We start from the raw sequence: 22,981 nt of genomic DNA on the forward strand, positions 1-22,981 counted from the left end.
CGAACGTCTCGTGAGTCCGTGTCATCGCCGGCCACCCCGTCGTGCGCTGTTCGAGAGATACCGTCTGCCCGCGGACAGTTCCTTCTCGCGGTCTCTCGACGCCGGAGCACGGGCGACGGGGACGAGGGCTATATCTGTCCGATCCCCGCTCACTAACGTATTTCTCACCGGTGACACAACCGCACGACATGGACACCCACGCGGTCAGCGGGGGCGGAGGAACCGGGCTACAGGTCGCCGCGGTTGGTCCGACCGCCGTTGCGTCGGTCGTCCTCGTTCGCGGCTACTCGCAGTCACGACTCCCCTGGCGCACGCCGTTCGAGAGCGACCCGCCCGACGACCTACGGCTGGTCGCGTCCGACCTGCGCGGGGACGGTGAATCGGAGGCGCCGGTCGGTAGTGAGCCGTACCATGACCCGACTCTGTGGGCCGTGGACGCGGATTTCCGGGCAAGGGCCGACGCGCTTACCGACGGCGATCCGGTGCTCGTCCACGGCTTCGTGCCGTCTCTCGGACGGCTCTCGGCGTTCGGGCTCTCCGGTGGGCTCGAACCGGTGGTCCTCTCTCTCGTCACGTTCTCGTTGCTAGCGCTCGTAACGGTCGGTATCGCCCTCTGGCGACGGCGCGATACGACAGAGCCGTTCGGCTGAACGAGTCCGTGTCGTGAGAGACGGCTACCCACCAACCACCTGATGACGACTTCGATGAACGTACTGGTGCTGTGGCTGCTCCCCGTGAGCTGGCTGACCCACGATCTCGAAGAAATCGCTACGATCGAGGGGTGGTCTCGTCGATGGGAGCCACGAGGGAACGACGACCTGACACCAGTGCAGCGTCGGCTCGTCGGGGTGGTCGCATCGACACGACGGCGGTTCACTATCGCCGTCACGCTCGTCGGCTGTGTCGTCGTCGGCGCGACCGTTGCCGGAGTGTCAGACCCGACCGGTCTCGGGATCCGGATCTACACCACGATACTCGGCGGCTACTTCCTCCACGCGTTCGTCCACGTCGGGCAGTCGGTCGTGTTCCGTGGCTACACGCCCGGACTCGTCACCGCCGGTCTCGTCGTGATTCCAGTGTCTCTCTCCCTCTACTGGCGACTCCTCTCCGTCCAGTTCGTCGACGCCGGGACCGTCGTCGCGACAGGGCTCCTCGGACTCGTACTCTTCGTTCCGATCGTCGTCGGCGCGAGCGAGCTTTCAAAACGGATCGACCGATGGCTCTGATAACTGGTTAGTGCGATTTCGACTGGAGAAACACGTTTCAGCTCCGTCCAACGAACGACGACCGACGACGGCAGCCGAACGCCGTGGCTCGATTGACACGCCCGTCATCGTCTTCGTCCACGGTGCGGGCATCTCGCGGAGGACGTGACTCCCGCAGCTCGAGCCACTCTCGGATAGCTATCGGACTGTCGCTCCCGACCCTCCTGAGCACGGAACGAGGGCCGACGAACCGTTCCGTTTCAGGGTGGCTGTCGACTCGGTTCTGAACGCGAGTCTCTCGTTCGACGCGTAGGGCCAGGTTGGGCTGGCATTCGTCGAGAGGGACGCTCAGGAACGGCTCGTGGCGTACCCGGGTCCAGTACTCCTGGTGAACAGCGAGAACGACCGCATCAACAGGCCGGCAGCGGTCGAATGGAGCGCCGAGTTGTCCGACGTCTCTGTGGTCGTAATCAGTAACGCCGGATACCCGGTGAACCTCGAACGGCCGGGCACCTATACGAGAGTCGTTCGTGAGTTCGCCGCCGATCGGTGCACCGAGGCGTCACCCGACGTCGAACCTGACAACCGACCACCGGGGACAGTAAGCCGTCGACCGATTCAGCCAGTGAGCGCAGCGTTCGCGTGTCGCACACGACCGTCCGAGCGGTCTCGAGATACGCTTATTGAGTTATGTGCAGGCATCCTGACCGTTGTGATGACAACTCCGCTTCCGTTCGACCGACTGTTTCACACGTGGAGTCGAGACCCGATCAACCGGCTCGGATTCTGGTCGGCACTACTCGCAGCAGTGAGCGCCACCGTCTTCTCGGTCGCGACATTGCTGGAGTTGGTGGATGCGATCCCGCAGCTGCTCGGCGTTCGGTTGATCTACGCATCGTCGCTGATGCTCGCCGTTACCGTCGTGGTCATGATGAGTAGCATCCACCACACGGTGTCCGGGAACCAGCGAGTCTGGAGTTTCACGGGAGTGGCGTTCGCGGTCCTCTACGCGTCGCAGGTGTCGATCATGTACGTCGTCCAGCTGTTTGTCTACCTCCCGAAAGCCCGGCGCGGAACGTTGAGTGAGAGCGAGACGGTGCTACTCGCAGATACCTTCGGGACGTTCCTTCAGGCCGTCGACGGCCTGGGGTACCTGTTTCTGGGGCTGGCGACGCTGGCCGTTGCTCCGGTGTTTACTGGTGGTGGACTGCCACGGTGGATCCGTCGGTTCTTCGTCGCCAACGGCATCGTCACGATCCCCGTCTTTCTCACGTACTTCGTCGATCCGGGATTTCTCCCACTGGCGGGGCTGTGGGTCGTCGCCGTCCCCGTCTCGACGTTCCTCGTCGCCGTGCACTTCCGACGGCAACGCGGCACTGTCGAAGGATGAGGAGACCTCCTCCGGATCGAAGAGTGAGGAACCCCTCACTCCGAAACGGCGTCCCCGACGTGACCGGGGCGTTCGGCCCGCGCTTTGATCCCGCGCATCATGCCGCGTTCCATGACGAAGTGCGGAAGCTCGTACACGAGATACCGAACAACACGGTCGACGAACGACTGGTTCTCTGGTGTTCGTCCGCGCACGACGAACCGGGTCGTCTCCGCGTCGATCGGATCGAGGTGGAACGTCCACGTCCCACCGTCGTACCCTTGGAGGACGAGCGTTCGGCCCGGATCGATGCGTTCGACGGTCATCGTCGTGAGCGAACTCTGGAGCCAGTAGTCCTCCGTGGTCATCCGGATCGTGTCGCCCACCTCCAGCCCCTGTAACTCGGGGACGATCCGGTCGACGTTGTGGATGTCCGCTCCGGCCAGGTTCTCCAGCCAACTGTAGCTGTAGAACCCACCCCGACCCTGGCCGAGTTGTACGAGCCACGGCCACACCTCCTCGCAGGGGGCTTCGACCGTGACTGCACGGGTCGTCTCGCTGCTCGCGGTCGGCACGATGTCGTCTCCCGGCAGTCGTCGCTCGATCTCTTCGTCCGTGGCTCCCCACTCGAGATGCCACGGACGGACGAAGCGGTGATAGACCAGCAAGAGCGCTCCTGTCGTCAGAGCGGCGAGCCGGACACCCTCTCGCCGACTGGTCGATTCGGTCGGGCTGTCCGCGCTCTTCGTCTCACTCACTGCGGTGTCCTCCTGCGTGGTCCATCGCGGCCTGTCGGAATAATATCTGCTCTCTCATCGACGGAACGGCTGGCAGGGGCCGACGTCTCGCTATCGCTCTCCGTCGCGACAGTCGGGTCCCCGGAAAGGAGCGCGACGAACTGCTCGTCACCGTCGGTGTTGGTCCTTCCGTTTCTCTCTCAGTCTCTTTACGCGCAGCTGTCGGTACCGTTCCTCTCGCTCCCGCTCTGCGAGGTACCGCTGGACGTAGTCTCGGTCCGATTCGAGATCAGGTATGAGACGATGAGTGAGGTAGTTGACACGGATGCGAAGGCGGCGAACCTCCGCGAGGAGTTGCGACAGGACCGCTCGTATCTCGGCGATCCGGACGACCAGTTCGAGGAGCGCTTCGTACGACGAGACGAGTTCGTCGTCGAGAGCACTCGTCCCGACAACGCCGTACCCACGCTCGACGACTGGCGTCGTGATGTACGCCGAGAGAATGCGGGGAATGTCCATGCCGAGCAGTTTCGTCTCACCGACGATGAGTTCGGGACGGGTCGCTCTCACGTTGGCCAGTTCTCGCAGACCGATATCCCCCTCTCGTTCCATCGCCGTGACGTGGAGCTCGTTCGCCTCCCGGAACTGTTCGTCGAGCCGCGATTGGAGGACCCGCCATCGATCGATCAGGTCGAGGAGGACGAAGACGAGACCGTCACGGCGGCGTTCCAGAACGTGTTCGCCCTTCCGGGCGACGTCGAGCTGCTCCCTGATCGAGATCAGTTCGTGGTGCGTCGGTACCACGCGACTGTGCCGCCGGTGTGACATCGTATGCGTTGCCATCGGCGGGTGACTGGAAATACGTTGGTCTCGACAATCGGAGTTGATGAACTGCGTTGCGACGTGGTCCCAGCGTGTTCAGGTCCCACGCCGGGTAGAGTCTCGACGGGCGTCCGCTTTCACTGTTCGTTACCTTCGCCGGGACGTGTCCCGCGCCGGCGAGCGACGCGCGAACTGTTATGCCACTGTCGGGTGTTGGCCCGTCCGAATGAGTATCGAGGAGTTCGTCGCCCTTCGACCGAGCGACAAAGACGCCATCGTCAGCGCACCACTCGGGAACGGGACCGAAGTCCTGGCGACGGTCAACAAGTATCCCAGTGTGGGACGGCTCGGCTGGAACGGCGCGCTCATCGAGGAGACCTCGGCCTTCCGGCTCGACGTCGAGCAGTTCTACGACATGCACACGCTGTTGTGGGACGCCGGCGTCGGCCAGACCCTCGACGTGCGGAACGACGCCGTCGAGAGCGACGTCACCTACGAGTCCAGTCGCGTCCCGGAGATTCAACTCCACAACGCGTTCGAGTTCTCGGACGGCTCGACCGCGACACTCGACCAAGACGTCCTCGTGAGCGTCGACACGGCCGCACTCTTCGTCCGCAACCGTGCGCAGTTCTCCGCGCCGTCGACGCGGACGGTCTACACGCTGTTCGGTCTCGGCATCGTCGACGGTGCCGGAAGCGACGACGTCGACGAGGCGTACGTCGTTCACGACCACGGCTACGATTTCGTCGTGGCTCACGACGCCGACCGGTACCTCGCCATCGCCCAGCGCCGCCCTTCGACCGGGCAGACCACGTTCGACGGCCGGCGCGTCGGACAGCAGGGCGTCACGACCGGTCCCGACAGGAGCGCCTGGCAGGACATCTACGTCGAGAGCGACGGGTACATCGACGACAACGATCACCTCCGGGGAAAGGTCGACGCCGGGTTCGGACTCTTCGTCGACGACGCGACCGACGTGACCTGGTTCACCGCCGTGGGGTTCGGTGAGAGCGAACTGGAGGCGGTCGAACACGCGTTGCGGACGCTGTGGAACGGCTATCGCGCGGAGCAGTCGATGTTTTCGGCCGTCTGGGAGAGCTGGCACGACAACTGCACGGGCTGTCCGGTCGACGATGCGTTCGCCACCGAAACGTACGAGCTCTCGCTGACGAGTATGAAGTGCGCCCAAGACCGTCGAGGCGGCATCGTCGCCGGGGCGTTCAAACCTCAGCAGTTCGCCTACCGGTTCGTCTGGCCGCGCGACCTCGTCGTCATCATCCAGGCGTTCCTCTCGGTCGGGGCGCACGTCGAAGCACGGGAGGCGCTCGACTGGCTCTCCCACGCACAGATCACCGAGGACGTGACTGACAGTCGGGGGATCGACCGCCACGGGACGTGGTGGCAGAACTACTACGCGAACTGGGAACCACACTGGCGTGCGCTCCAGCTCGACCAGGTCGGTGGCCCCATCTACGCCCACTGGCTCTGCTGGCGTGAGACCGGCGACGACTCGCTCCTCGACGCCTACTACGACATGAGTCGGCGTGCGGCCGACTTCCTCCTCGCGTGGGACGACGACGGCTTCCCGAAACGGCATCAGGACCCCTGGGAGGAGATCTGGGGCTATTCGACTGAAGGCAGTGCCGCAGCCATCGCCGGCCTGCGGTCGATGGCCGAACTGGCTGATGCGGTGGGAGACACCGCGTACGCCGCCGACTGTCGCGACCTGGCGGCGACGTGGGCCGACAACTTCGACGAGTACTGTTTCGTCCGCGGTGGCTTCCTGGGTGATCACTACGTTACCGCCACGAGTCCCGAGTGGGCGGACAACCCTCCTGCCGACGAGCGACCGGACGCGGCGGCGTTCATGGCGTACTGGCCGTGGAACGTCGTCGACGCCGACAGCGAGGCGATGTGTTCGACGGTCGCGCACGCCGACGACCCTTCGTGGCGCGCAGACAGAAGCCCCTGTGTCGGTCGCTATCCTGGCGACGATTACACCCCAACGGGAGCGGTCGAAGACGGCGGCTGGCCGCTCTGCGAGGCGTACGCGGACGTGGTGCGCTGGCAGGCAGGCGTCGACGAGACCGCGGTCGCAGACCACGTCTTCGACCACAGCCAGACGTGGCGAACGACCGCAGGACTGCTCCCCGAACGTGTGGACGGCGGCGGGGCGGTGCGGTGGAACTCGAACCTCCAGTGGAGTCAGGCGACGTACGTCCTCCTCGTCGAGAGTCACGCTCGTGGTGAGCCGTTCGGTTTCGCGCCGCGTGGTTGAATCCCGTCCGCCCCGAAAGCCGAGGAGTCCCGACTGTGGGGCGCAGCGGACCACAGCCACGGTCTCTCTACACACCGGCTGTCTGTTCCATCCGGGTCTACACGGTAGTCGGTTCGGCGGGAACGGTTCGGGCGCTGCTGCGTCTCCTACGCGGAGGTGGCAGTCCCAGTATCGGTCGTGACCGGCGGCTCCTCGGCGGGGAGCGCGACGAGCTGCTCGTACGCCGCGGCGAGCGTCGCGAGCGTGAAGACCGTCGTCAGTGCACTCCCGATCTGGGTGACGACGACGCCGACGACGCCGCCGACGATCCCTGCAACGCCGAAGATGGCGCTCACGACGATGGCGACGACCGCGACGGCGACCCCGAGGAGGAAGAGCCGCAGGCGGTGCCCGCGGGTCAGTCCCCAGCTGTCCTGCATGGCCGCGACGAAGTTCTCGTCCTCGACGGCGACGTAGACCGTCCAGAACGCGAGCGCGACGAGCAAGAAGACCCCTGGGATGACGAGGAAGACGAAGCCGAGCGCGACAACGAGTCCAAAGACGATGGTGCCGACGAGGAAGTTCAGCCCCGGCCACACCACGTTCTGTGTGAAGTGTTCTCGTGGCAGGCGCTCGGTCTCGTCGCTCACGAAGGTGCGGAGCGCACCGATGGAGAGTACGATGGTTGCCAGGCCCGCGAGGAGGGAGACGACGGCGCCCACGCTCGGAGGGATGGCGAAGAGCGCAGCGCCCATCTCCCGTGAGATCTCAGCGTCCATCCCTCTCGAGAACGGGACGCCCATCGGGAACACACCACGGTTCGCTACCCACTGCTGGACGCCGAGGCCGACGATCGCGTTGACTGTCGAGACGACGTAGAGGACGGCCGCGAGCAGCAGCCCGTTCCGGGCGACGGTGCGGTTGATACCCTTTTTCAGAACGGTTTCGATGTTGATCGGCATAGCGTGTATAGATGAGTTGACAGGAAACTAATAACAGTATTCTGGTTCCACATTGGCGGGAATATTGTGGGCGAACGTAGTCTCGGACCAGCCGACCGTTCCACTCGACCAACGAGATGCACGGGACTCACGGTCGAGTCCAGAGAGAACCCCTCCGGTAGGGAGCGGCCATGCTGACCCAGGGCGCAGATCAGTGAGAGACACCTGGGTTCACCGTGTCTTCCCGAACGTCAATCCCCGACGAGAAACCGTTGGCCCCGTCGAAATATATTCATTTCTGATCTTCTCTCGAGACCATGCTGAATATCGAGCGCGAGTCGGTCAGTAGTTGGGGCAGATCTCACACTGTAGTAATATTTTTAATGGAAAAAGAGCAACAACTCGGGTAGCGTTCCTTCCGTGGAGACGACGGTCAGTCGTCTGCTTCCGGAGGGAGCGCTACGGGGTGTAAACATGAGTGAACACCATACATCGGGACAGAAGGACCTCGTTCGCGAACTCTATCGAACGATTTACGAACAGAAGGCGTTCGACGCAGTGCCGGACTTCTATGCGCCGGATGCAGTCAGACACGGCGGCCTGCGGGGGAGTGTCGAGGGTCACGAGGCGCTCCAGGGATACTTGGCGGCAACCCTCGGGGGTCTCTCCGAGATCGAAGTGACGGAACTGCACTGTCTCGCAGAGGACGACCTGATAGCGTACGACTTCGAGATGGCCGCGACTCACTCGGGAGAACTGCTGGGCGTCCCAGCGACGGGGAACCGTATCGAGATGACCAACACGGCGTGGTTCCGTATCGAGAACGGACAGGTCACCGACGAATGGCCCCGAACGGACATGCTGGGACTGGTCAAGGGACTCGATCTCGTCGAACTCCCGTTCTGAAGACCGAGTTCTGCCCACGTTTTTGACTGTCCCATCCGACATCTTCGAGAGCTATCCTTCCCCTCGTCACGATTGTCTTCGCGTTGCTGACCACACCCTCCGTATCTCGCACGCCACACTTGTCACGGTCTGAGGGTTTCAACGGAGACAAATAGTTCCAAGGCGAACACGTCGTCGTTCAGCCACGGGACGTATCGGTCGGCAGGAGTGGACGTGGTACGTCGCCGGTCTTTCTCAGGGTCTTCGCCCCCCAGATCACCGTGATGAGGACTGCAGTCAGGACCCAGGCCGGGTAGTAGTATTCGTCCGCGACCTCGACGGTGTTGGACACGAAGTTCACCCACCCGTGCAGGATGATGATGCCGAGGATACTCCGCGAGGTATGGTTGTACACCCACGTGAAGATGACCGACAGCGCGACGATGCCGATCATGAACAGCCAGAAGCCCCGCGTCGCGAACCCGACGAACTCGCGTTGAAACGACCCTTCGACGAAGAACAACGGGAGGTGCCAGACCGCCCAGACGACGCCCAACAGTACACTGGCGCCGAGCGCCGAGCGGTCCATCTGGAGCCGGTCCAACCGTACCCACGCCAGCCGAACTCTTCGAGGATCGGCGGGAGCGTCGCGAAGAACAGCGTCGGCAGGATCACCAGTGGATTACGACTCAGATCTCGAACGGCCTCACCCCAGGCAGCTCCCGAACCGCCCAGCAGTGACGCACCCACGGCAGCCACGATCATCACTCCGACCGGGATTAGCAGGATGATCAGGAACCACCGTACGCCGATTCGGCGGGGCTGTTTGATTCGATTCCAGAAGTCCGCGCGTCCCCGGTCATCGTAGACGAGATAGACGAATCCGATACCGGCAGCCCCGGGGCCGAGCAGTGCCAGCAACTGCAATACCACGCCCTCGGCACTCTGAAAACTCACGTCCAGAGCGATCGCCAGCAGCAAGAAAGTCCACGTAACGGCGTAGGTCACCCCGAAGAATATCCACGGGTTCCCGATCGAGATCGACATCCCACCGAGTGATATGTGCCCCGGTTCTCGCATATCTCACCCACAATTGTCGGATATTTAATGATATCGCCAGTTCCCACGTCGTTGCAAGCAGACCGCATCCGGGTGGAACTCACGTGGGCTGGGTCCGCCTGTCGGTCGCCGGTGGGCCCGAACTAGGTATCGCGAGCAGATACGTGACGGCACGCACCGTCGCGGTAGCCGCTGGAAGGACGGTGAAGGCGAGCGCGACGGGAGGAAAGCCATCGATTCACCGACCAACGACGCGACCGTCGTCCCCGCCATCTTCGGAGCGAGTAATGCGCTGAACACCAGCGCAACCCCGGCGAAGACGTACCCCCATGGGTGTCGGCACCAGAGTCACCCCCGGCAACGATCAGCGCCGATACGACGACACCGAGGTCGACGAAGTGCGACAGCAGTGCCTGTGGACCGATCGCCTCGACGAACAGTGGTGGGACCCCACTGGGGACCGCCGATTTGAACCGAGCGGCGACGAGTCGTCGCTCGTCTTCTCGGGTTCAACTCGGTCGTGGACATCTTCACTGCACACGTCGTTCGCGGGAGAAGTGTCGCCTCCGGATTATGAACCACGGTCGCTCACTGCGTTCGCTCCCTGATTCAAATCCGCTCGTGAGCGTTTTCACTGCTCACGTCGTTCGCAGGAAAATGCCGCCTCCCGGATTTGAACCGGGGACAGCTCGATCTTCAGTCGAGTGCTCTCCCAGTCTGAGCTAAGGCGGCGCGTATGGGACGAAGCCCATCGGAGAAAAAAGGATTTCGGATTGACCCGACCGTTCTCGCCGGCTTTCCGGCGTCGTCCCCGAATCAACGGAGCCGCGTTCCGCACGGGACCCGTGCACGCTACGTTCTGACGGAGCGACTGACGTCCATGGACCACACTGCCGTCCCCGAACTCCTCGACTCCATGGCCGACGATGTCGACGACCCACACTACCACGAGTTCCTGCGCCGCGACTCGCTGAGCGTCGGCGTCTACCGTCTCCCCGCGGGTGCCGTCGACCCACAGGAACCACACACGGAGGACGAAGTGTACTACGTCGTGTCGGGCCGGGCGACCATCGAGGTCGCCGACGAATCGACAGGCGTCGAGGCCGGCGACGTCGTCTTCGTCGAACGTGGCGTCGACCACCGATTCGTCGACATCGAGACGGAGCTGGTGGTGCTGGTGTTCTTCGCGCCCGCGGAGGGGATGGGGGCCGAGTGAGTCCGCCGTCCCGCTTCGGTGTCGGCTCGGGCGGATTCGAACCGAGCCGAGACCTCACTTCGTTCGGCCTCGCCGGGTTCGGAATCCCCGTCACCCACGCACTACGGATTTCAGGCGTGGCTCGCACACGCTCCGCGGTGCTCGCCGTGCGATCCGCGTAGAAGTGGGCTCGGGCGGATTCGAACCACTAGGACTTCGCTTCGCTCGTCCTCTGGGTTCAGAATCCTCCCTCGGTTCACGACTTCGTGCTCGCTGTCGCTCGCACAGAAGTAGTGGGCTCGGGCGGATTCGAACCACCGATTTCGGCCTTGTAAAGGCCGCGTCATAACCAGCTAGACCACGAGCCCGTACCCCGACGAACACGATGCGACCGAATAACGGTTTCCCATTCTGTCGAACGACGGAACCCTTACACCCGACCCCGCCCTGCCTCTGCGCATGGCTGTCGACACCCGACAACTGCTCGCCGTCGCCGTCCTCTTCATCGTCCTGACGGCCGGCGTCGTCGTTGTCCAGTCGGGCCTGTTCGCGACCGTCGACCCGCCCGAGGACGACGAGTACGACCGGACGACGGTCGAACTCGTCGACGCCTCGGGGGAGCCACTGGCTGAGATTCGGGTCCGGATCGCCGACACCCCCGAGAAGCGCTACCTCGGTCTCTCGGCGACCGAGTCGCTCGACGCACGCGAGGGGATGTTGTTCGTCCACGAGGAGGAGGGACAGTACGCGTACGTCATGCGCGACATGGACTTCCCGCTCGACATCGTCTTCGTCGCGCCGAACGGGACGGTCACGACGATCCACCACGCAACGCTCCCACCGGAGGGGACGAGCGAGTCGGATCTCACGCGCTACCGTGGCCGGGGGCGCTACGTTCTCGAACTCCCCCTGGGCACCGCCAACGAGACGGGTCTCGACGCGGGTGATCGTGTCGTCGTCCCCGAGTCGGTCGGGTGACGCGGGGGCCGAAGCCCAGACCGAAACGCTCTGGTCGTGGCACCCGTAGCTGGGTGTGTCATGACCGACGCCGATCCCTCGGTCGACGACGCCGTCGACGCGCTCGACGCACAGGAGGGCTGGCAGGCAGAGGGGTTCGCCGCCCGCGTCCACTACCGCGGTGCCGGCGACCGCTACAGCGTCGAGTACTACGCACCCTCCGACTGCGTCCTCTACTGGAAGGTGAACGGTGACGAAGAGATCGCCGTCCCCGTGGGGCGCGAGAGCGTCCCGGACCCGCTCCGCGAACGCGTCCGTCTCGATCTCGACGAGGCGGGCATCGACCCGTCGATCGAGGCGCGCGTCGTCTGACCGCGCTCCGTCCGATCTCGCCCCGAGACGGCGGCTGAAACCCTTTTACTCGCGGCCCCCTGATGAGCGGTAATGGACGTCGGTCTCGACGACGACGACCCGTTCGAGCAACAGCGGGACAACGTGCAGAACCCGATGCGCCGGCTGTTCCTCGACTACGGTCGCGAGCGCGCGGGTTCGTTCACGCTCGGGCTCTCGGCTAGCGTCGGTGCCCGCCTCCTCGACCTCCTCCCACCGCTCCTCCTGGGAGTGGCCATCGACGCGGTCTTCCTCGACAACAAAGCGTACGACCTGCCGCTCGTTCCCGCCGCGTGGCTCCCGCAGGACGCCGAGACGCAGTTCTGGCTCACGATCGGTCTCGTCGCGTTCGCCTTCTTCGGCGGGGCGGTGCTCCACTACGTCCGAAATTGGGGGTGGAACCGCTTCGCGCAGCACGTTCAGCACGCGGTGCGGGTCGACACGTACGAGTCGATGCAGCGGCTCAACATGGCCTTTTTCGCCGACAAGCAGACCGGCGAGATGATGTCGATCCTCTCGAACGACGTGAACCGGCTGGAAAGCTTCCTCAACGACGGCATGAACTCCGCCTTCCGGCTGGGGATCATGGTGCTCGGCATCGCCGGCGTCCTCTTCTGGCTCAATCCGCAGTTGGCGGTCGTCGCGCTCTTTCCCGTCCCGCTCATCGCGGTGTTCACCTACCTCTTCATCAGGATCATCCAGCCGAAGTACGCCGCCGTGCGCTCCGCGGTCGGGACGGTGAACTCCCGGCTGGAGAACAACCTGGGTGGCATCTCGGTGATCAAGGCCGCCAACACCGAGTCGTACGAGTCCGACCGCGTCGAGAGCGTCTCGCTCGACTACTACGACGCCAACTGGGACGCCATCGAGACGCGCATCGTCTTCTTCCCCGGCCTGCGGGTGCTGGCTGGCATCGGTTTCCTCCTCACCTTCACCGTCGGTGGCTTCTGGGTCTTCCAAGGGACGGGGCCGTGGATATTCACCGGGACGCTCTCTCCCGGTGACTTCGTCGTGTTCGTCCTCTTCACCCAGCGGTTCGTCTGGCCGCTGGCCCAGTTCGGGCAGATAATCAACATGTACCAGCGGGCCTACGCCAGCGCCGAGCGCGTCTTCGGTCTCATGGATGAACCCGCCCGCATCCCCGAACGTGAGGACGCCCCCGACCTCGTCGTGGAGGAGGGTCGCGTCGTGTACGACGACGTCACCTTCGGCTACGACACCGACGAGACGCCCGTGGTCGAAGACGTCTCGTTCACCGTCGAGGGCGGCGACACGCTCGCGCTCGTCGGCCCGACGGGTGCGGGCAAGTCGACGCTCCTCAAACTCCTCCTCCGACTGTACGACGTCGACGAGGGTGCGGTCGAGATCGACGGGCAGGACCTGCGCGACGTCTCCGTGTCGAGTCTCAGACGGTCGATGGGCTACGTCAGCCAGGACACCTTCCTCTTCCACGGCACCGTGAGGGAGAACATCGCCTACGGCACGTTCGACGCCTCGGACGAGGAGATCGTGTCGGCGGCGAAAGCCGCCGAGGCACACGAGTTCGTCGAGAACCTCCCCGACGGCTACGACACGATGGTCGGCGAGCGCGGGGTCAAACTCTCCGGCGGGCAGCGCCAGCGCGTCGCGATCGCTCGCGCCGTGCTCCGTGACCCCGCGATCCTCGTCCTCGACGAGGCGACCTCGGACGTCGACACCGAGACCGAGATGCTCATCCAGCGGTCGCTCGACAGATTGACCGAGGATCGGACGACGTTCGCCATCGCCCACCGCCTGTCGACGATCAAGGACGCCGATCGGATCGTCGTCGTCGAAGACGGGCGGGTCGTCGAACGCGGCACGCACGAGGAACTGCTCGCGGACGAGGGTCTCTACGCACACCTCTGGGGCGTCCAGGCGGGCGAGATCGAAGACCTGCCACAGGAGTTCGTCGAACGGGCACGTGGGCGAGGTGCCCGGGTGGAAGTCGACGGCGACGACGACTGAGCCGTCTGTCGTCCGTCACGGCCGACGCTACGCTCGAAACGACGCCACGACGGGGAGCCACCGGCGCGGATCGTTCCCTCGTGCTCGCCCCCGAGTTCGGTTCGCCCCCGATCGACGGTTCGACTCCGTCGCATCCGTCACTGTCGGGCGCTCCGCACCGGCTGTGACGGTGCTACTCTTCTTCCTCTTCCTCCTCTTCCTCCTCTTCCTCCTCTTCCTCCTCTTCCTCCTCTTCGGCTTCTTCTGCTTCCGACGCATCCTGGAGCGCGCTCCGTAGCTGTGGCATCACGCTGGTCAGGTCGGTGACCTGTTCGCGCGCCTCGGTGATCGTCTCGACCAGCTCCTCGAGCTCTTCGATCTCCGCCGCGAGGTCGTCCGCGTCCTCGAACGCGTCGGCACGGGAGCCGATGACGTACCACTTCTTCGCCTGGTGGAGCTGCTCCGTCGCGTCGCCGACGTCGAGCGACGACTTCAGCCCGTTGAGGACGCCGAGGACGTTGTCGGCGTCGGTCTCCCAGACGTCGTCGGGGGCGGGCAGCTCCGCCCGTGCCGCCTCGAGGTGGTCCTCGACGTCGGCGCGGATCTCCGCCGCCGCCTCACCGAACAGCTCGTCGTCACCGAGTGTGGCCTGGCTACTCATACCCCGAATTGGACGCCGTTCGAGTTAAACGCCTGCCGCGAAGTGAAAGTGAAGGGCGAGACATAGAGCCCGCTCTCGTGGGTTTACGACCGACCCGCTGGTTCACTCGACGCCAACGAGTTTCATCAGCGGGTAGCCGTCCTCCATCGCCATCCGTGTTCGGACGACCTGCTCGCGAAACTCGATCCGCATCTCGACCTCCATCAGGCTCCCCGTGAGTTCGGTGTAGCCGTTCTCGTGATCGATGGCGTCGGCGACGCGGTCGTCGAAGATCGTGACCGACACCGACGCGCAGTGCGGCTGGTTCTCGATCGCCTCCTCCATCGCCCGTTCGAGACTCCGCGTACTTCGAGGGGAGACGGGCGTCCCGGCGAACTGGTGGTAGAGCGACCCGAACTTGATACCCGCCTCGAAACACGCCTGCTCGACGTCTGTCGCCATGAGTACGTCCACGGTCGGATGCGGCAAGAGTTCACGGGCTTCTCCTCGTCCCCCGGCGGACCGTCGCGTTCGTCCGGTCGGCTCCAACGTCGTCTCCTCGTTCTCGTGCCCGCCTCCTACCGTCTCTGCCTCTCCTCGCTCTCGTGCCTCCCTCCTGTCGTCTCCGCCCCGCCACTCGCTCGGCGGTCCGGTGTCTCACCCCGATGCGGGGACGCGGACGCGACCACTCGAACCGTACCTTACTTACGGCCTCCACGCACACGACCACCCGAATGGACAAGCCGGTTCTCTTGACGGGGGCGGGCGGCCGCGTCGGGCAGGCCATTCTGGGCCACCTCGGCGACCGCTACGACTGGCGACTCCTCGACCGCGAACCCCTGTCGAGCGACAAGATACCCGACAACGTACCGGACGACGCCGTCTACATCGCCGACGTGACCGACGATTACGCCGTCAGAAACGCCATCAACGGCGTCGGTGCGGTCGTCCACCTCGCCGGTGACCCCCGACCCGAAGCACCCTGGGACTCCGTCCTGCGGAACAACATCGACGGCACGCAGACGATGCTGGCGGAGGCAGCGGCGGCTGGCGTCGAGAAGTTCGCGTTCGCCTCGTCGAACCACGCGGTCGGTGCCTACGAGACGGAGGACCGAACGCCCGCGATGTACCGGACTGACGACCAGTTCCGACTCGACGGAACCGAACTCCCCCGTCCGGGCAACCTCTACGGCGTCTCGAAGGCCGCCGGCGAGACGCTCGGTCGTTTCTACCACGACGACTCCGGGATGAGCGTCGTCTGCGTCCGCATCGGCAACCTCACCCGGGGGCATCCGCCGCGAAACTACGAGCGTGGCCAGGCCATGTGGCTCTCGTACCGCGACTGTGCGCACCTGTTCGACTGCTGTCTCCAGGCCGACTACGAATACGAGGTCGTCTACGGCATCTCCGACAACGACCGGAAGTACTACTCGATCGACCGCGCTCGCGAAGTCCTGGGCTACGATCCGCAGGACAACTCCGCCGACTACCACGCCGACGGCACGCCCAAGGACGCCGCGGCGGAGTAGTGGCTCTCGACACGATCCCCATTCCTCGCTCTCACGCTCCACGTGCGACTGCGCTCCCGTGCGTGCTGGGCATCCGATCGCGCCCGACGGGGGAGACATACGCACGAGGTCGGCGTCGCCACTGCGTGTCCCTGGCGGTCGGCGCGTGGGAGCGAACGCCGTGAGCGACTCGCGCGAGGGGCGACCGAACGAGCGGTGCGCGGCGCTCGCGCCGCGAGACGGCGAACGGCGGAGGCCGTGAGCCGGGCGAGTGAGGGAGCCGGCTGGGGAGGACGAGGCCCCTCGCTGCGCCCCGCGTCCGCGCGGTCGCCCTGGTCTCGCGGTGAGTTCCGTTTCGGCTCAATGCTAGCTCGATTCCCGGTTTCCCTGTCGGTTCAGCTCCCGACCGTCGGTCTCCGCCTTCCCAGTCGCTGTCGGAGCTGGATTCCGATTCGCTCTCGGCACTCGACTGCCGGCCGTTCCCTCGAAGGTACGCCGCGCGCGTGTCACTCGAACAGCCCGTCGACGTCCTCCTCTTCCCGCCGCCGCCTGCGCACGTGGTCCCGGAGACGGTCGTAGACGAGGGCCCGTCGGTCCGCGTCGTCGACGAAGTCACAGAGCAGGGCTCGAAACCGCGACCGTGCGGTGTCCGCCTCTTCGCGGGCGTATCCGACCGCCTGCTCGACGACGGCCTCGTCGAACTCCGCTCCGTGCTCCTCGACGACGACCCCGGCGGCGACGCCGAGCGCGTCGATTTCGAGGTCGACGGCGGCGAGCACCCGGCCGTCGTACCGTAACTCGAGCGGGCGCGCTCGCTCGGCGTACTCGGGGTCGTCCCCGAGCCGTCGGAGGTAGTCGCGGACCGACGCGAGGTCGACGCCGCGGTAGTCCCGGTCGAGACCGGCGAGGTACTCCCGCGCCGACCGCGCCAGCTTGCGCGCACCGCTCCAGTTCCGCCGCCGTCCGTGGTACACCGCCGCGGTGAACTGGATCAGTCCGTGGAGGAACCGCTCGTCGTCGGTCCCCGCGTCGAGTGCGAGCCACTCGTCCTCCCAGGCGTCGTGTGCCGCGTGGTGTTCACCCGCGTTGTGGACCACGATGCCGGCGGCGAGTGCCTCCTCGATAGTCGACATCGTGGTAGTTATTATCCTACTGGGTCGTTCGCCGGATATACTTATGTGTGTGCGTCGCCTCCTCGTAGTGTGGTAGCACGTCACGACCAGCAGGACCGCGGGCGACCCACCGCCGCTCGCACCTGTCTCGACTGCGGGACCCGCTACTCGTTCACGGCCACGTACAAGGGCAACTACTGTCCGGACTGTCACGAGACGTGGATCGCCCGACAGCGTGGCGAGGAATCCCCCCCACGAACGCCCTCCCGACTCCCCCCGACCCGGCCGTCGTCGACGGACGACGAGACGCCGGCCGATCCGTACGACGACGAGTGACATCCGGTCACCGCTCTGCGGGACTCACGACCGCGTTCGTCGGCCCGATGTGGTTCGACCCCCCACGGACCGCCTGGCCTCGAGGCGATTTAGTCGTCCGGTTCCGAGGCGATTTAGTCGTCCGGTGTCGATACGCCTCTATGCGCGACCTCGACGAAACCGACCTCGAAATCCTCCAGCTCCTGCTGTCGAACGCGCGTCGGCCCTACAGCGAGATCGCCGACGCCGTCGGTCTCTCGGCACCAGCCGTCTCGGATCGAGTGACCAGACTCCAGGAGATCGGCATCATCGACCGATTCACGCTCGACATCGACCGCTCGCAGCTCCGGAAGGGCCTCCCCGTGCTGATCACGCTCGACGTCGCCGCACACGAGTCGGCCCTCCCGTCGGTCAGAGAGTCCCTCCTTGAGGCGGGCGCGGTCGAACACGTGTTCACCACCGCTGAAGCCGACCTGGTCGTCGTCGCCCGTGTTCCGGACAACGACGTGGCGAGTTGGCTGACCGACACCGTCGGACGGGAGGCCGTCGACGAGTTCAGCGTGACGCTCCTCGCAGGGACCGAGTGGTCGCCGGACCTGGGTGGCACGGAGTTCGCGCTCAGCTGTGCGCAGTGCGGGAACACGGTCGACAGCGAGGGAACCGCGAGTCGCATCGATGGCACGCTCTACCAGTTCTGCTGCCCGTCGTGTGAGTCCCGATTCGCGGAGAAGTACGAACAGTTCCGGCAGGGAGCCGAGTAACCCCGCTCCCGTCGGCTGTCTTTGTTTTCGAAGGTTAGAGTCGCTATCTACCGAACGATCGAAAGGGAAACCCGGTTGAGTGTGGGGAGCGTAGTAACAGCCAATGAGCCACCGTCGAAGTCGGATCGACATCCAGGGGATGAGTTGCGCGAACTGTTCGCAAACCATCGCCGACGCCGTCGGCTCCCTCGACGGGGTCGTGGACGCGAGCATCAACTTCGCGACCGACGAGGGGAGCGTCGAGTACGACCCGGATACGGTTTCGCTCGGGCGAATCTTCGAGGCCATCAAAGACGCCGGCTACACGCCGGTCACGGAGTCGGTGACCGTCGCCATCACCGACATGTCGTGTGCGAACTGTTCGGAGACCGTCCAGGCGGCACTCGAACGAACCCCCGGGGTCGTCGCAGCCGACGTCAACTACGCCACCGACGAGGCGCAGATCACGTACAACCCAGCCGACGCGGACCGCACCGACTTCTACGGTGCCATCGAGGACGCCGGCTACTCGCCGGTCCGCGAGGACGACGGGGCCGAGGACGGTGCGGGAGGGGACGCTCGGGACGCCGCCCGGCAGGCAGAGATCCGCCGACAGCGCCGACTCACTCTGTTCGGCGCAGCCCTCTCCACGCCGCTGCTGTTCTTCCTCGTCGAAAAGCTCCTCCTCGGTGGAAGCGTCCTTCCGGAGACCGTCTTCGGCGTCACGTTCGGCTGGACGGAGTTCCTGCTGGCGACGCCCGTTCAGGTGGTGCTCGGGTGGCCGTTCTACCGGAACTCCTACAAGGCGCTCGTCAGGAACGGCCGCGCCAACATGGACGTGCTGATCGCGCTGGGTTCGACCACCGCGTACGTCTACTCCGCCGCGGTTCTCTTCGGGCTGATCGCCGGGGGACTGTACTTCGACACGGCAGCGCTCATCCTCGTGTTCATCACGCTCGGGAACTACCTCGAAGCCCGTTCCAAGGGCCAGGCGGGCGAGGCGCTCCGGAAACTCCTCGAGATGGAGGCCGAGACGGCCACCGTCGTCGACGAGGACGGGACCGAGCGGGAGATTCCGCTGGAAGACGTCGAGGTCGGCGACCGGATGAAGATCCGACCCGGCGAGCAGATCCCGACCGACGGCGTCGTCGTCGACGGACAGTCCGCCGTCGACGAGTCGATGGTCACCGGCGAATCCGTCCCCGTCGAGAAGAGCGACGGTGACGAGGTGGTCGGCTCGACGATCAACGAGAACGGCGTGCTCGTCGTGGAGGCGACGAAGGTCGGCAAAGACACGGCGCTCCAGCAGATCGTCCGGACGGTCAAGGAGGCACAGTCCCGCCAGCCCGACATTCAGAACCTCGCCGACCGGATCTCGGCGTACTTCGTCCCCGCGGTCGTCGTCAACGCCGTGTTCTGGGCGACCGTCTGGTACCTGTTCCCCGGCGTTCTCGCGGGCGTCGTGGCGTGGCTCCCGACGTGGGGGCTCGTCGCAGGCGGTCCCGTCGTGGCCGGTGGCGGCGTCTCCGTCTTCGAGTTCGCCGTCATCGTGTTCGCGTCGTCCGTGCTCATCGCCTGCCCCTGTGCGCTGGGGCTGGCGACGCCCGCCGCGACGATGGTCGGAACGACCATCGGCGCACAGCACGGCGTCCTGTTCAAAGGTGGCGACGTCCTCGAACGGGCGAAGGACGTCGACACGGTCGTCTTCGACAAGACGGGGACCCTCACGAGAGGGGAGATGTCACTGACGGACGTCGTCGTCTTCGACCGCGACGGCCACGTCGTCGGCGACGGCGGCGACGCCGCGGCCGACGGTGGGCAGCTGACGGCTCCCGATCGGCGTTCTGAGGAGTTCGTGCTCCGGCTCGCTGCGATCGCGGAGCACGGCAGCGAACATCCGCTCGCCCGTGCCATCGTCGAGGGTGCCGAAGCCCGTGGCATCGACGTCACTGCTCCCGACGCGTTCGAGAACGTGCCCGGCCACGGCGTCAGAGCCACGGTCGACGGGAGTGACGTCCTCGTCGGGAACCGGAAACTGCTCCGGGACAACGGCGTTGACCCCGCACCCGCCGCCGAGACGATGGAGCGCCTCGAGAACGAGGGGAAGACGGCGATGCTCGTCGCCCGCCTGCCCGCTGGCACGGACGGCGGCGGCCTCGTCGGCGTCGTCGCCGACGCCGATACGGTCAAGCCGACTGCGGCGGACGCCGTCGGTCAGCTCCGCGAGCGTGGCATCGACGTGATGATGATCACGGGCGACAACGAGCGGACCGCGCGCTCCGTCGCCGAACAGGTCGGCATCGACCCCGACAACGTCCGTGCAGAGGTGCTGCCCGAAGACAAGTCCGACGCCGTCGAAGCGATCCAGGCCGAGGGCCGGAAGGCGATGATGGTGGGTGACGGCGTCAACGACGCACCCGCGCTCGCGGTCGCCTACGTCGGCACCGCCATCGGGAGCGGGACCGACGTCGCGATCGAAGCCGCGGACGTCACACTGATGCGCGACGATCCGCTCGACGTCGTGAAAGCCATCCGGATCTCCGATGCGACGCTCCAGAAGATCAAACAGAACCTCGTGTGGGCGCTCGGCTACAACACCGCGATGATTCCGCTGGCGTCGCTCGGACTCCTCCAGCCGGTGCTCGCGGCCGGGGCGATGGCGTTCTCCAGCGTGTCGGTGCTGACGAACAGCCTGCTGTTCCGCCGGTACAGCCCCGACCGCGACTACGAGTTGCTCGGGCGCGTCCGCCGCTAACACGAGAGGGGGCACCCCGACAGACCGACAGCCGCAACCTCCCCGCGTCCGGTGCCGGAACGTCTGTCCTGGGCCTCCGATGCCGATCCGAGCGTGACCGACGCGGACGCTTCGATCACCGACCCGTGCTCGTCGCGACCGATTTCCTCAGGCGGTTCCTCCGTCGATTTCGCCGCCGACGCAGCGGTCGATGTCCGCGAGGGATTTCATCTCGAGCACGTTGTAGGGTGCGCCGACGCTGGCCGCGACCTCGCGGAACGAGGGGAGCGGATCGTGGTCGTCGCCGGTGCCGTCGTTGTCGTGGAGGTGGGCGACGTGGATGCGCGCTTCGAACCGGTCGACGAACGCCTCGTAGTCGACTCCGGTCGCCTTCGCGTGGCCGACGTCGAGGGTGAGCCGGAGATACTCCGCGCCGAACCCGACGTCGTCGAGGAACGACTCGAGACGGTCGGGTGTCGCCGTGTGCCGCCGCTTTCCGTCCCTGTCGCGCTGGTTCTCCACGCACAGGGGGACGTCGACCTCCTCCGCGTACCGAGCACACTCCCGCAGGGACGAGACGGCCTGTTCGCGGCTGTGTCGATTGACGCGATCCGGGTACTGCGTACGAATCGCTCCCCCGTGGACGACGACGCCGCTGGCGTCGATCGACGACGCGAGCTCCAGCGAGGACCTGACGCCCGAGACGAACGCCTTCCGATGTGTCTCGTTGAGGTTCCCGGGCGTGCAGTCGACGTGGGGCGCGTGGACCGTGTCCGTCAGCTCGTGGCGGTCGGCGAGTGCCTGCAGCGCCGCCGTCTGAGCGCTGACCTGAGGCCGCCCACTGGACCGTCGCAACCTTCCGGTGAGCGGTCATCTGTCTCCCGCTCGCTCGCGCGGTCGCCGGCGTCGCCGAGCGAACGACCGTCGTCGCCATCCGGCGGACAGGTCGCGGGGGATCGACGGGGTGAACGTCGACGTCGTCCGGGCGGACTGCCGCGGTGATGTCGTCGAAGCTCGACGGGACGGACGAGACGGAAGAGTACGCGGACTACGATTCCCCGCTCCGAGCGTCCGACGAGCCCGGGCGTTTTTTTGACTCGTGGGGCGTCGCCCGGTCGCGGGTCGAATCCGTCCGATCGGATGCCTCCGTCCAGCAGGCTCACAGCACGTCGACGATCGAGAGCCCACCGACGAAGAGGAGACACGCACCGACCGCGAGACCGACCAGTGCGCTTCGATTCGACGCGACACCGCCGAACAGAGCGGCACAGGAGAGCACGAGGATGCCGACGCCAACACCTGCGAGCGGGACGTCGAAGCCGTCGTCGCTCGGTTCGAGTGGCGTCGACGAATGTCCGACGTGTGCGGTCGCGAACCCACTGAGAGCGAGCGCGACGCCAACGAGGACCACGCCGGCGAGTAGCGCCCGTTCCTTACCTCTCATGCGCCGACCCCTCGCTGTCGCGTCGAATCATCGGACGAACTCATCGTGGAGCCACGGGAGCAGTCCCGAGAGGAAACGGTCGGTCGCCGGCATGAAGTACGAGCCGTAGTGGTACGTCGGGTCGAGGGTCGTGACGAGCGTATCTCCGGCCCACGTCGAATCGTCGGTGTACAGGACGGCACCGCCCGCGTCGTCCTCGATGAGCACGTGCGCGTCGGCTGGCGGGTCGAACGACCCGTGGAAGTGCCATCGGCAGTCGTCCGGTGGCACGTGTTCGAAGAACTCGTGGTCCGGCCGCGGAAACCGGAGACCGCTATCCCCGTCGGGTTCGAGCCACGGTCGTTTCGCTCACTGCGTTCGCTCCACTCCCTGATTCGACCCCCGCGGACAGATCTCACCGCTCACTGACGGTCGCAGGAGATCATGGGCCCTGTGGGGTTCGAACCCACGACCACCCGGTTATGAGCCGAGCGCTCTGACCACTGAGCTAAGGGCCCCGTATGCGGGCAAACACAGCGCCGGTAATAGAACTAGCGGCTCGCCGTCTCCGACTCGAGGCAGCGACTCGACTTCGGCGGTCGGTCCACGCGACGGACGCTCGGCTCCCGTTCGCAGTACCTCCGAAGAGAGCGCCATCGCCAGGACTCGAACCTGGGACCACCTCGTTAACAGCGAGGCGCTCTACCAGCTGAGCTACGATGGCTCG

At 65.5% G+C, this 22,981-nt stretch carries 23 protein-coding genes and 4 tRNA genes; 13 read left to right on the forward strand and 14 right to left on the reverse strand.

Features of this window, described 5'->3' with window-relative positions:
* Positions 1-188 precede the first annotated feature (188 nt).
* From FZP69_RS03565 to FZP69_RS03575, 3 genes are all read left to right on the forward strand, one after another.
* The gene (locus FZP69_RS03565) at positions 189-650 is read left to right on the forward strand and encodes a hypothetical protein (protein WP_152039996.1); all 462 of its coding nucleotides are present in this window, start codon (positions 189-191) and stop codon (positions 648-650) included.
* A gap of 54 nt (positions 651-704) precedes the next feature.
* Positions 705-1,226 carry an HXXEE domain-containing protein gene (locus FZP69_RS03570; protein WP_192918446.1) on the forward strand — a complete coding sequence of 174 codons (522 nt, stop codon included), beginning with the start codon at positions 705-707 and terminating at the stop codon, positions 1,224-1,226.
* A 694-nt stretch (positions 1,227-1,920) separates the two neighbouring features.
* Entirely contained in the window at positions 1,921-2,595 is a 675-nt protein-coding gene (locus FZP69_RS03575; protein WP_152039998.1) for a hypothetical protein, read from the forward strand.
* Between the two features lie 35 nt (positions 2,596-2,630).
* On the opposite strand, the gene FZP69_RS03580 is transcribed toward FZP69_RS03575, so the two are convergent.
* Both FZP69_RS03580 and FZP69_RS03585 read right to left on the reverse strand, forming a co-directional pair.
* A complete protein-coding gene (locus FZP69_RS03580; RefSeq protein ID WP_204959895.1) occupies positions 2,631-3,332 on the reverse strand; it encodes a hypothetical protein in 702 nt (233 codons plus the stop codon).
* A gap of 147 nt (positions 3,333-3,479) precedes the next feature.
* Entirely contained in the window at positions 3,480-4,115 is a 636-nt protein-coding gene (locus FZP69_RS03585) for a V-type ATP synthase subunit D (RefSeq protein WP_240137439.1), read from the reverse strand.
* A 244-nt stretch (positions 4,116-4,359) separates the two neighbouring features.
* Here FZP69_RS03585 and FZP69_RS03590 point away from each other — a divergent pair, with 244 nt between their 5' ends.
* Positions 4,360-6,411, forward strand: a complete 2,052-nt coding sequence (locus FZP69_RS03590; protein ID WP_152040000.1) for a glycoside hydrolase family 15 protein — start codon at positions 4,360-4,362, stop codon at positions 6,409-6,411.
* Between the two features lie 146 nt (positions 6,412-6,557).
* On the opposite strand, the gene FZP69_RS03595 is transcribed toward FZP69_RS03590, so the two are convergent.
* A complete protein-coding gene (locus FZP69_RS03595; protein WP_204959897.1) occupies positions 6,558-7,352 on the reverse strand; it encodes a hypothetical protein in 795 nt (264 codons plus the stop codon).
* Positions 7,353-7,805: 453 nt separating this feature from the next.
* On the opposite strand from FZP69_RS03595, the gene FZP69_RS03600 reads away from it, so the two are divergent.
* Complete coding sequence (locus tag FZP69_RS03600; protein ID WP_152040001.1) at positions 7,806-8,237, forward strand: ester cyclase; 432 nt, start codon at positions 7,806-7,808, stop codon at positions 8,235-8,237.
* Between the two features lie 178 nt (positions 8,238-8,415).
* Here FZP69_RS03600 and FZP69_RS22960 read toward each other — a convergent pair whose 3' ends face one another.
* Both FZP69_RS22960 and FZP69_RS03610 read right to left on the reverse strand, forming a co-directional pair.
* A complete protein-coding gene (locus tag FZP69_RS22960) occupies positions 8,416-8,820 on the reverse strand; it encodes a CPBP family intramembrane glutamic endopeptidase (RefSeq protein ID WP_240137440.1) in 405 nt (134 codons plus the stop codon).
* 1,113 nt (positions 8,821-9,933) lie between these two features.
* Positions 9,934-10,007 (reverse strand) — tRNA-Phe (locus FZP69_RS03610).
* A 148-nt stretch (positions 10,008-10,155) separates the two neighbouring features.
* Between FZP69_RS03610 and FZP69_RS03615 the strand changes: the two genes are divergently transcribed.
* Entirely contained in the window at positions 10,156-10,491 is a 336-nt protein-coding gene (locus FZP69_RS03615; protein ID WP_204959898.1) for a cupin domain-containing protein, read from the forward strand.
* Between the two features lie 273 nt (positions 10,492-10,764).
* Here the strand turns inward: FZP69_RS03615 and FZP69_RS03620 are convergent.
* A tRNA-Val gene (locus FZP69_RS03620) sits at positions 10,765-10,838 on the reverse strand.
* A gap of 91 nt (positions 10,839-10,929) precedes the next feature.
* On the opposite strand from FZP69_RS03620, the gene FZP69_RS03625 reads away from it, so the two are divergent.
* The 3 genes from FZP69_RS03625 (at position 10,930) to FZP69_RS03635 (ending at position 13,803) form a co-directional block, all read left to right on the forward strand.
* A complete protein-coding gene (locus FZP69_RS03625; RefSeq protein WP_152040002.1) occupies positions 10,930-11,448 on the forward strand; it encodes a DUF192 domain-containing protein in 519 nt (172 codons plus the stop codon).
* A 60-nt stretch (positions 11,449-11,508) separates the two neighbouring features.
* Positions 11,509-11,799, forward strand: a complete 291-nt coding sequence (locus FZP69_RS03630) for a DUF7538 family protein (RefSeq protein ID WP_152040003.1) — start codon at positions 11,509-11,511, stop codon at positions 11,797-11,799.
* Positions 11,800-11,871: 72 nt separating this feature from the next.
* Entirely contained in the window at positions 11,872-13,803 is a 1,932-nt protein-coding gene (locus tag FZP69_RS03635) for an ABC transporter ATP-binding protein (RefSeq protein WP_152040004.1), read from the forward strand.
* Positions 13,804-13,975: 172 nt separating this feature from the next.
* On the opposite strand, the gene FZP69_RS03640 is transcribed toward FZP69_RS03635, so the two are convergent.
* A complete protein-coding gene (locus FZP69_RS03640; RefSeq protein ID WP_152040005.1) occupies positions 13,976-14,443 on the reverse strand; it encodes a DUF5790 family protein in 468 nt (155 codons plus the stop codon).
* Positions 14,444-14,545: 102 nt separating this feature from the next.
* Entirely contained in the window at positions 14,546-14,884 is a 339-nt protein-coding gene (locus FZP69_RS03645; protein WP_152040006.1) for a dihydroneopterin aldolase family protein, read from the reverse strand.
* Positions 14,885-15,156: 272 nt separating this feature from the next.
* Here FZP69_RS03645 and azf point away from each other — a divergent pair, with 272 nt between their 5' ends.
* Positions 15,157-15,951: an NAD-dependent glucose-6-phosphate dehydrogenase Azf gene (azf, locus tag FZP69_RS03650; RefSeq protein WP_152040007.1), complete on the forward strand. Its 795-nt coding sequence runs from the start codon at positions 15,157-15,159 to the stop codon at positions 15,949-15,951.
* A 485-nt stretch (positions 15,952-16,436) separates the two neighbouring features.
* Here the strand turns inward: azf and FZP69_RS03655 are convergent, their stop codons facing one another.
* The gene (locus FZP69_RS03655; RefSeq protein ID WP_152041500.1) at positions 16,437-17,054 is read right to left on the reverse strand and encodes a DUF309 domain-containing protein; all 618 of its coding nucleotides are present in this window, start codon (positions 17,052-17,054) and stop codon (positions 16,437-16,439) included.
* Between the two features lie 78 nt (positions 17,055-17,132).
* Between FZP69_RS03655 and FZP69_RS03660 the strand changes: the two genes are divergently transcribed.
* The 3 genes from FZP69_RS03660 (at position 17,133) to FZP69_RS03670 (ending at position 20,852) form a co-directional block, all read left to right on the forward strand.
* Positions 17,133-17,378: a DUF7564 family protein gene (locus tag FZP69_RS03660; protein ID WP_152040008.1), complete on the forward strand. Its 246-nt coding sequence runs from the start codon at positions 17,133-17,135 to the stop codon at positions 17,376-17,378.
* Positions 17,379-17,518: 140 nt separating this feature from the next.
* The gene (locus FZP69_RS03665) at positions 17,519-18,118 is read left to right on the forward strand and encodes an AsnC family transcriptional regulator (protein ID WP_152040009.1); all 600 of its coding nucleotides are present in this window, start codon (positions 17,519-17,521) and stop codon (positions 18,116-18,118) included.
* A gap of 103 nt (positions 18,119-18,221) precedes the next feature.
* Positions 18,222-20,852, forward strand: a complete 2,631-nt coding sequence (locus FZP69_RS03670; protein WP_152040010.1) for a heavy metal translocating P-type ATPase — start codon at positions 18,222-18,224, stop codon at positions 20,850-20,852.
* Between the two features lie 147 nt (positions 20,853-20,999).
* Here FZP69_RS03670 and FZP69_RS03675 read toward each other — a convergent pair whose 3' ends face one another.
* The 5 genes from FZP69_RS03675 to FZP69_RS03695 all read right to left on the reverse strand — a co-directional run bounded on the left by FZP69_RS03675 (position 21,000) and on the right by FZP69_RS03695 (position 22,978).
* Entirely contained in the window at positions 21,000-21,686 is a 687-nt protein-coding gene (locus FZP69_RS03675) for a sugar phosphate isomerase/epimerase family protein (protein WP_152040011.1), read from the reverse strand.
* A gap of 304 nt (positions 21,687-21,990) precedes the next feature.
* Positions 21,991-22,275 carry a hypothetical protein gene (locus tag FZP69_RS03680; protein WP_152040012.1) on the reverse strand — a complete coding sequence of 95 codons (285 nt, stop codon included), beginning with the start codon at positions 22,273-22,275 and terminating at the stop codon, positions 21,991-21,993.
* 27 nt (positions 22,276-22,302) lie between these two features.
* Positions 22,303-22,545, reverse strand: coding sequence for a hypothetical protein (locus tag FZP69_RS03685; RefSeq protein WP_240137442.1), 243 nt, complete (start codon positions 22,543-22,545; stop codon positions 22,303-22,305).
* Between the two features lie 154 nt (positions 22,546-22,699).
* Positions 22,700-22,772 (reverse strand) — tRNA-Ile (locus tag FZP69_RS03690).
* A gap of 133 nt (positions 22,773-22,905) precedes the next feature.
* Positions 22,906-22,978: transfer RNA gene (locus FZP69_RS03695), tRNA-Asn, on the reverse strand.
* Positions 22,979-22,981: the final 3 nt, after the last annotated feature.

Source organism: Salinigranum salinum, assembly GCF_009176545.1.
GTDB classification, from domain to species: domain Archaea; phylum Halobacteriota; class Halobacteria; order Halobacteriales; family Haloferacaceae; genus Salinigranum; species Salinigranum salinum.

What these genes read in the sequence shown, in the direction of transcription:
- FZP69_RS03670 (WP_152040010.1), top strand. Translation starts at nt 18,222, where the DNA reads ATGAGCCACCGTCGAAGTCGGATCGACATCCAGGGGATGAGTTGCGCG.
- FZP69_RS03635 (WP_152040004.1), top strand. Translation starts at nt 11,872, where the DNA reads ATGGACGTCGGTCTCGACGACGACGACCCGTTCGAGCAACAGCGGGAC.
- FZP69_RS03665 (WP_152040009.1), top strand. Translation starts at nt 17,519, where the DNA reads ATGCGCGACCTCGACGAAACCGACCTCGAAATCCTCCAGCTCCTGCTG.
- FZP69_RS03625 (WP_152040002.1), top strand. Translation starts at nt 10,930, where the DNA reads ATGGCTGTCGACACCCGACAACTGCTCGCCGTCGCCGTCCTCTTCATC.
- azf (WP_152040007.1), top strand. Translation starts at nt 15,157, where the DNA reads ATGGACAAGCCGGTTCTCTTGACGGGGGCGGGCGGCCGCGTCGGGCAG.
- FZP69_RS03600 (WP_152040001.1), top strand. Translation starts at nt 7,806, where the DNA reads ATGAGTGAACACCATACATCGGGACAGAAGGACCTCGTTCGCGAACTC.
- FZP69_RS03575 (WP_152039998.1), top strand. Translation starts at nt 1,921, where the DNA reads ATGACAACTCCGCTTCCGTTCGACCGACTGTTTCACACGTGGAGTCGA.
- FZP69_RS03645 (WP_152040006.1), bottom strand. Translation starts at nt 14,884, where the DNA reads ATGGCGACAGACGTCGAGCAGGCGTGTTTCGAGGCGGGTATCAAGTTC.
- FZP69_RS03595 (WP_204959897.1), bottom strand. Translation starts at nt 7,352, where the DNA reads ATGCCGATCAACATCGAAACCGTTCTGAAAAAGGGTATCAACCGCACC.
- FZP69_RS03615 (WP_204959898.1), top strand. Translation starts at nt 10,156, where the DNA reads ATGGACCACACTGCCGTCCCCGAACTCCTCGACTCCATGGCCGACGAT.
- FZP69_RS03640 (WP_152040005.1), bottom strand. Translation starts at nt 14,443, where the DNA reads ATGAGTAGCCAGGCCACACTCGGTGACGACGAGCTGTTCGGTGAGGCG.
- FZP69_RS03680 (WP_152040012.1), bottom strand. Translation starts at nt 22,275, where the DNA reads ATGAGAGGTAAGGAACGGGCGCTACTCGCCGGCGTGGTCCTCGTTGGC.
- FZP69_RS03565 (WP_152039996.1), top strand. Translation starts at nt 189, where the DNA reads ATGGACACCCACGCGGTCAGCGGGGGCGGAGGAACCGGGCTACAGGTC.
- FZP69_RS03570 (WP_192918446.1), top strand. Translation starts at nt 705, where the DNA reads ATGAACGTACTGGTGCTGTGGCTGCTCCCCGTGAGCTGGCTGACCCAC.
- FZP69_RS03630 (WP_152040003.1), top strand. Translation starts at nt 11,509, where the DNA reads ATGACCGACGCCGATCCCTCGGTCGACGACGCCGTCGACGCGCTCGAC.
- FZP69_RS03590 (WP_152040000.1), top strand. Translation starts at nt 4,360, where the DNA reads ATGAGTATCGAGGAGTTCGTCGCCCTTCGACCGAGCGACAAAGACGCC.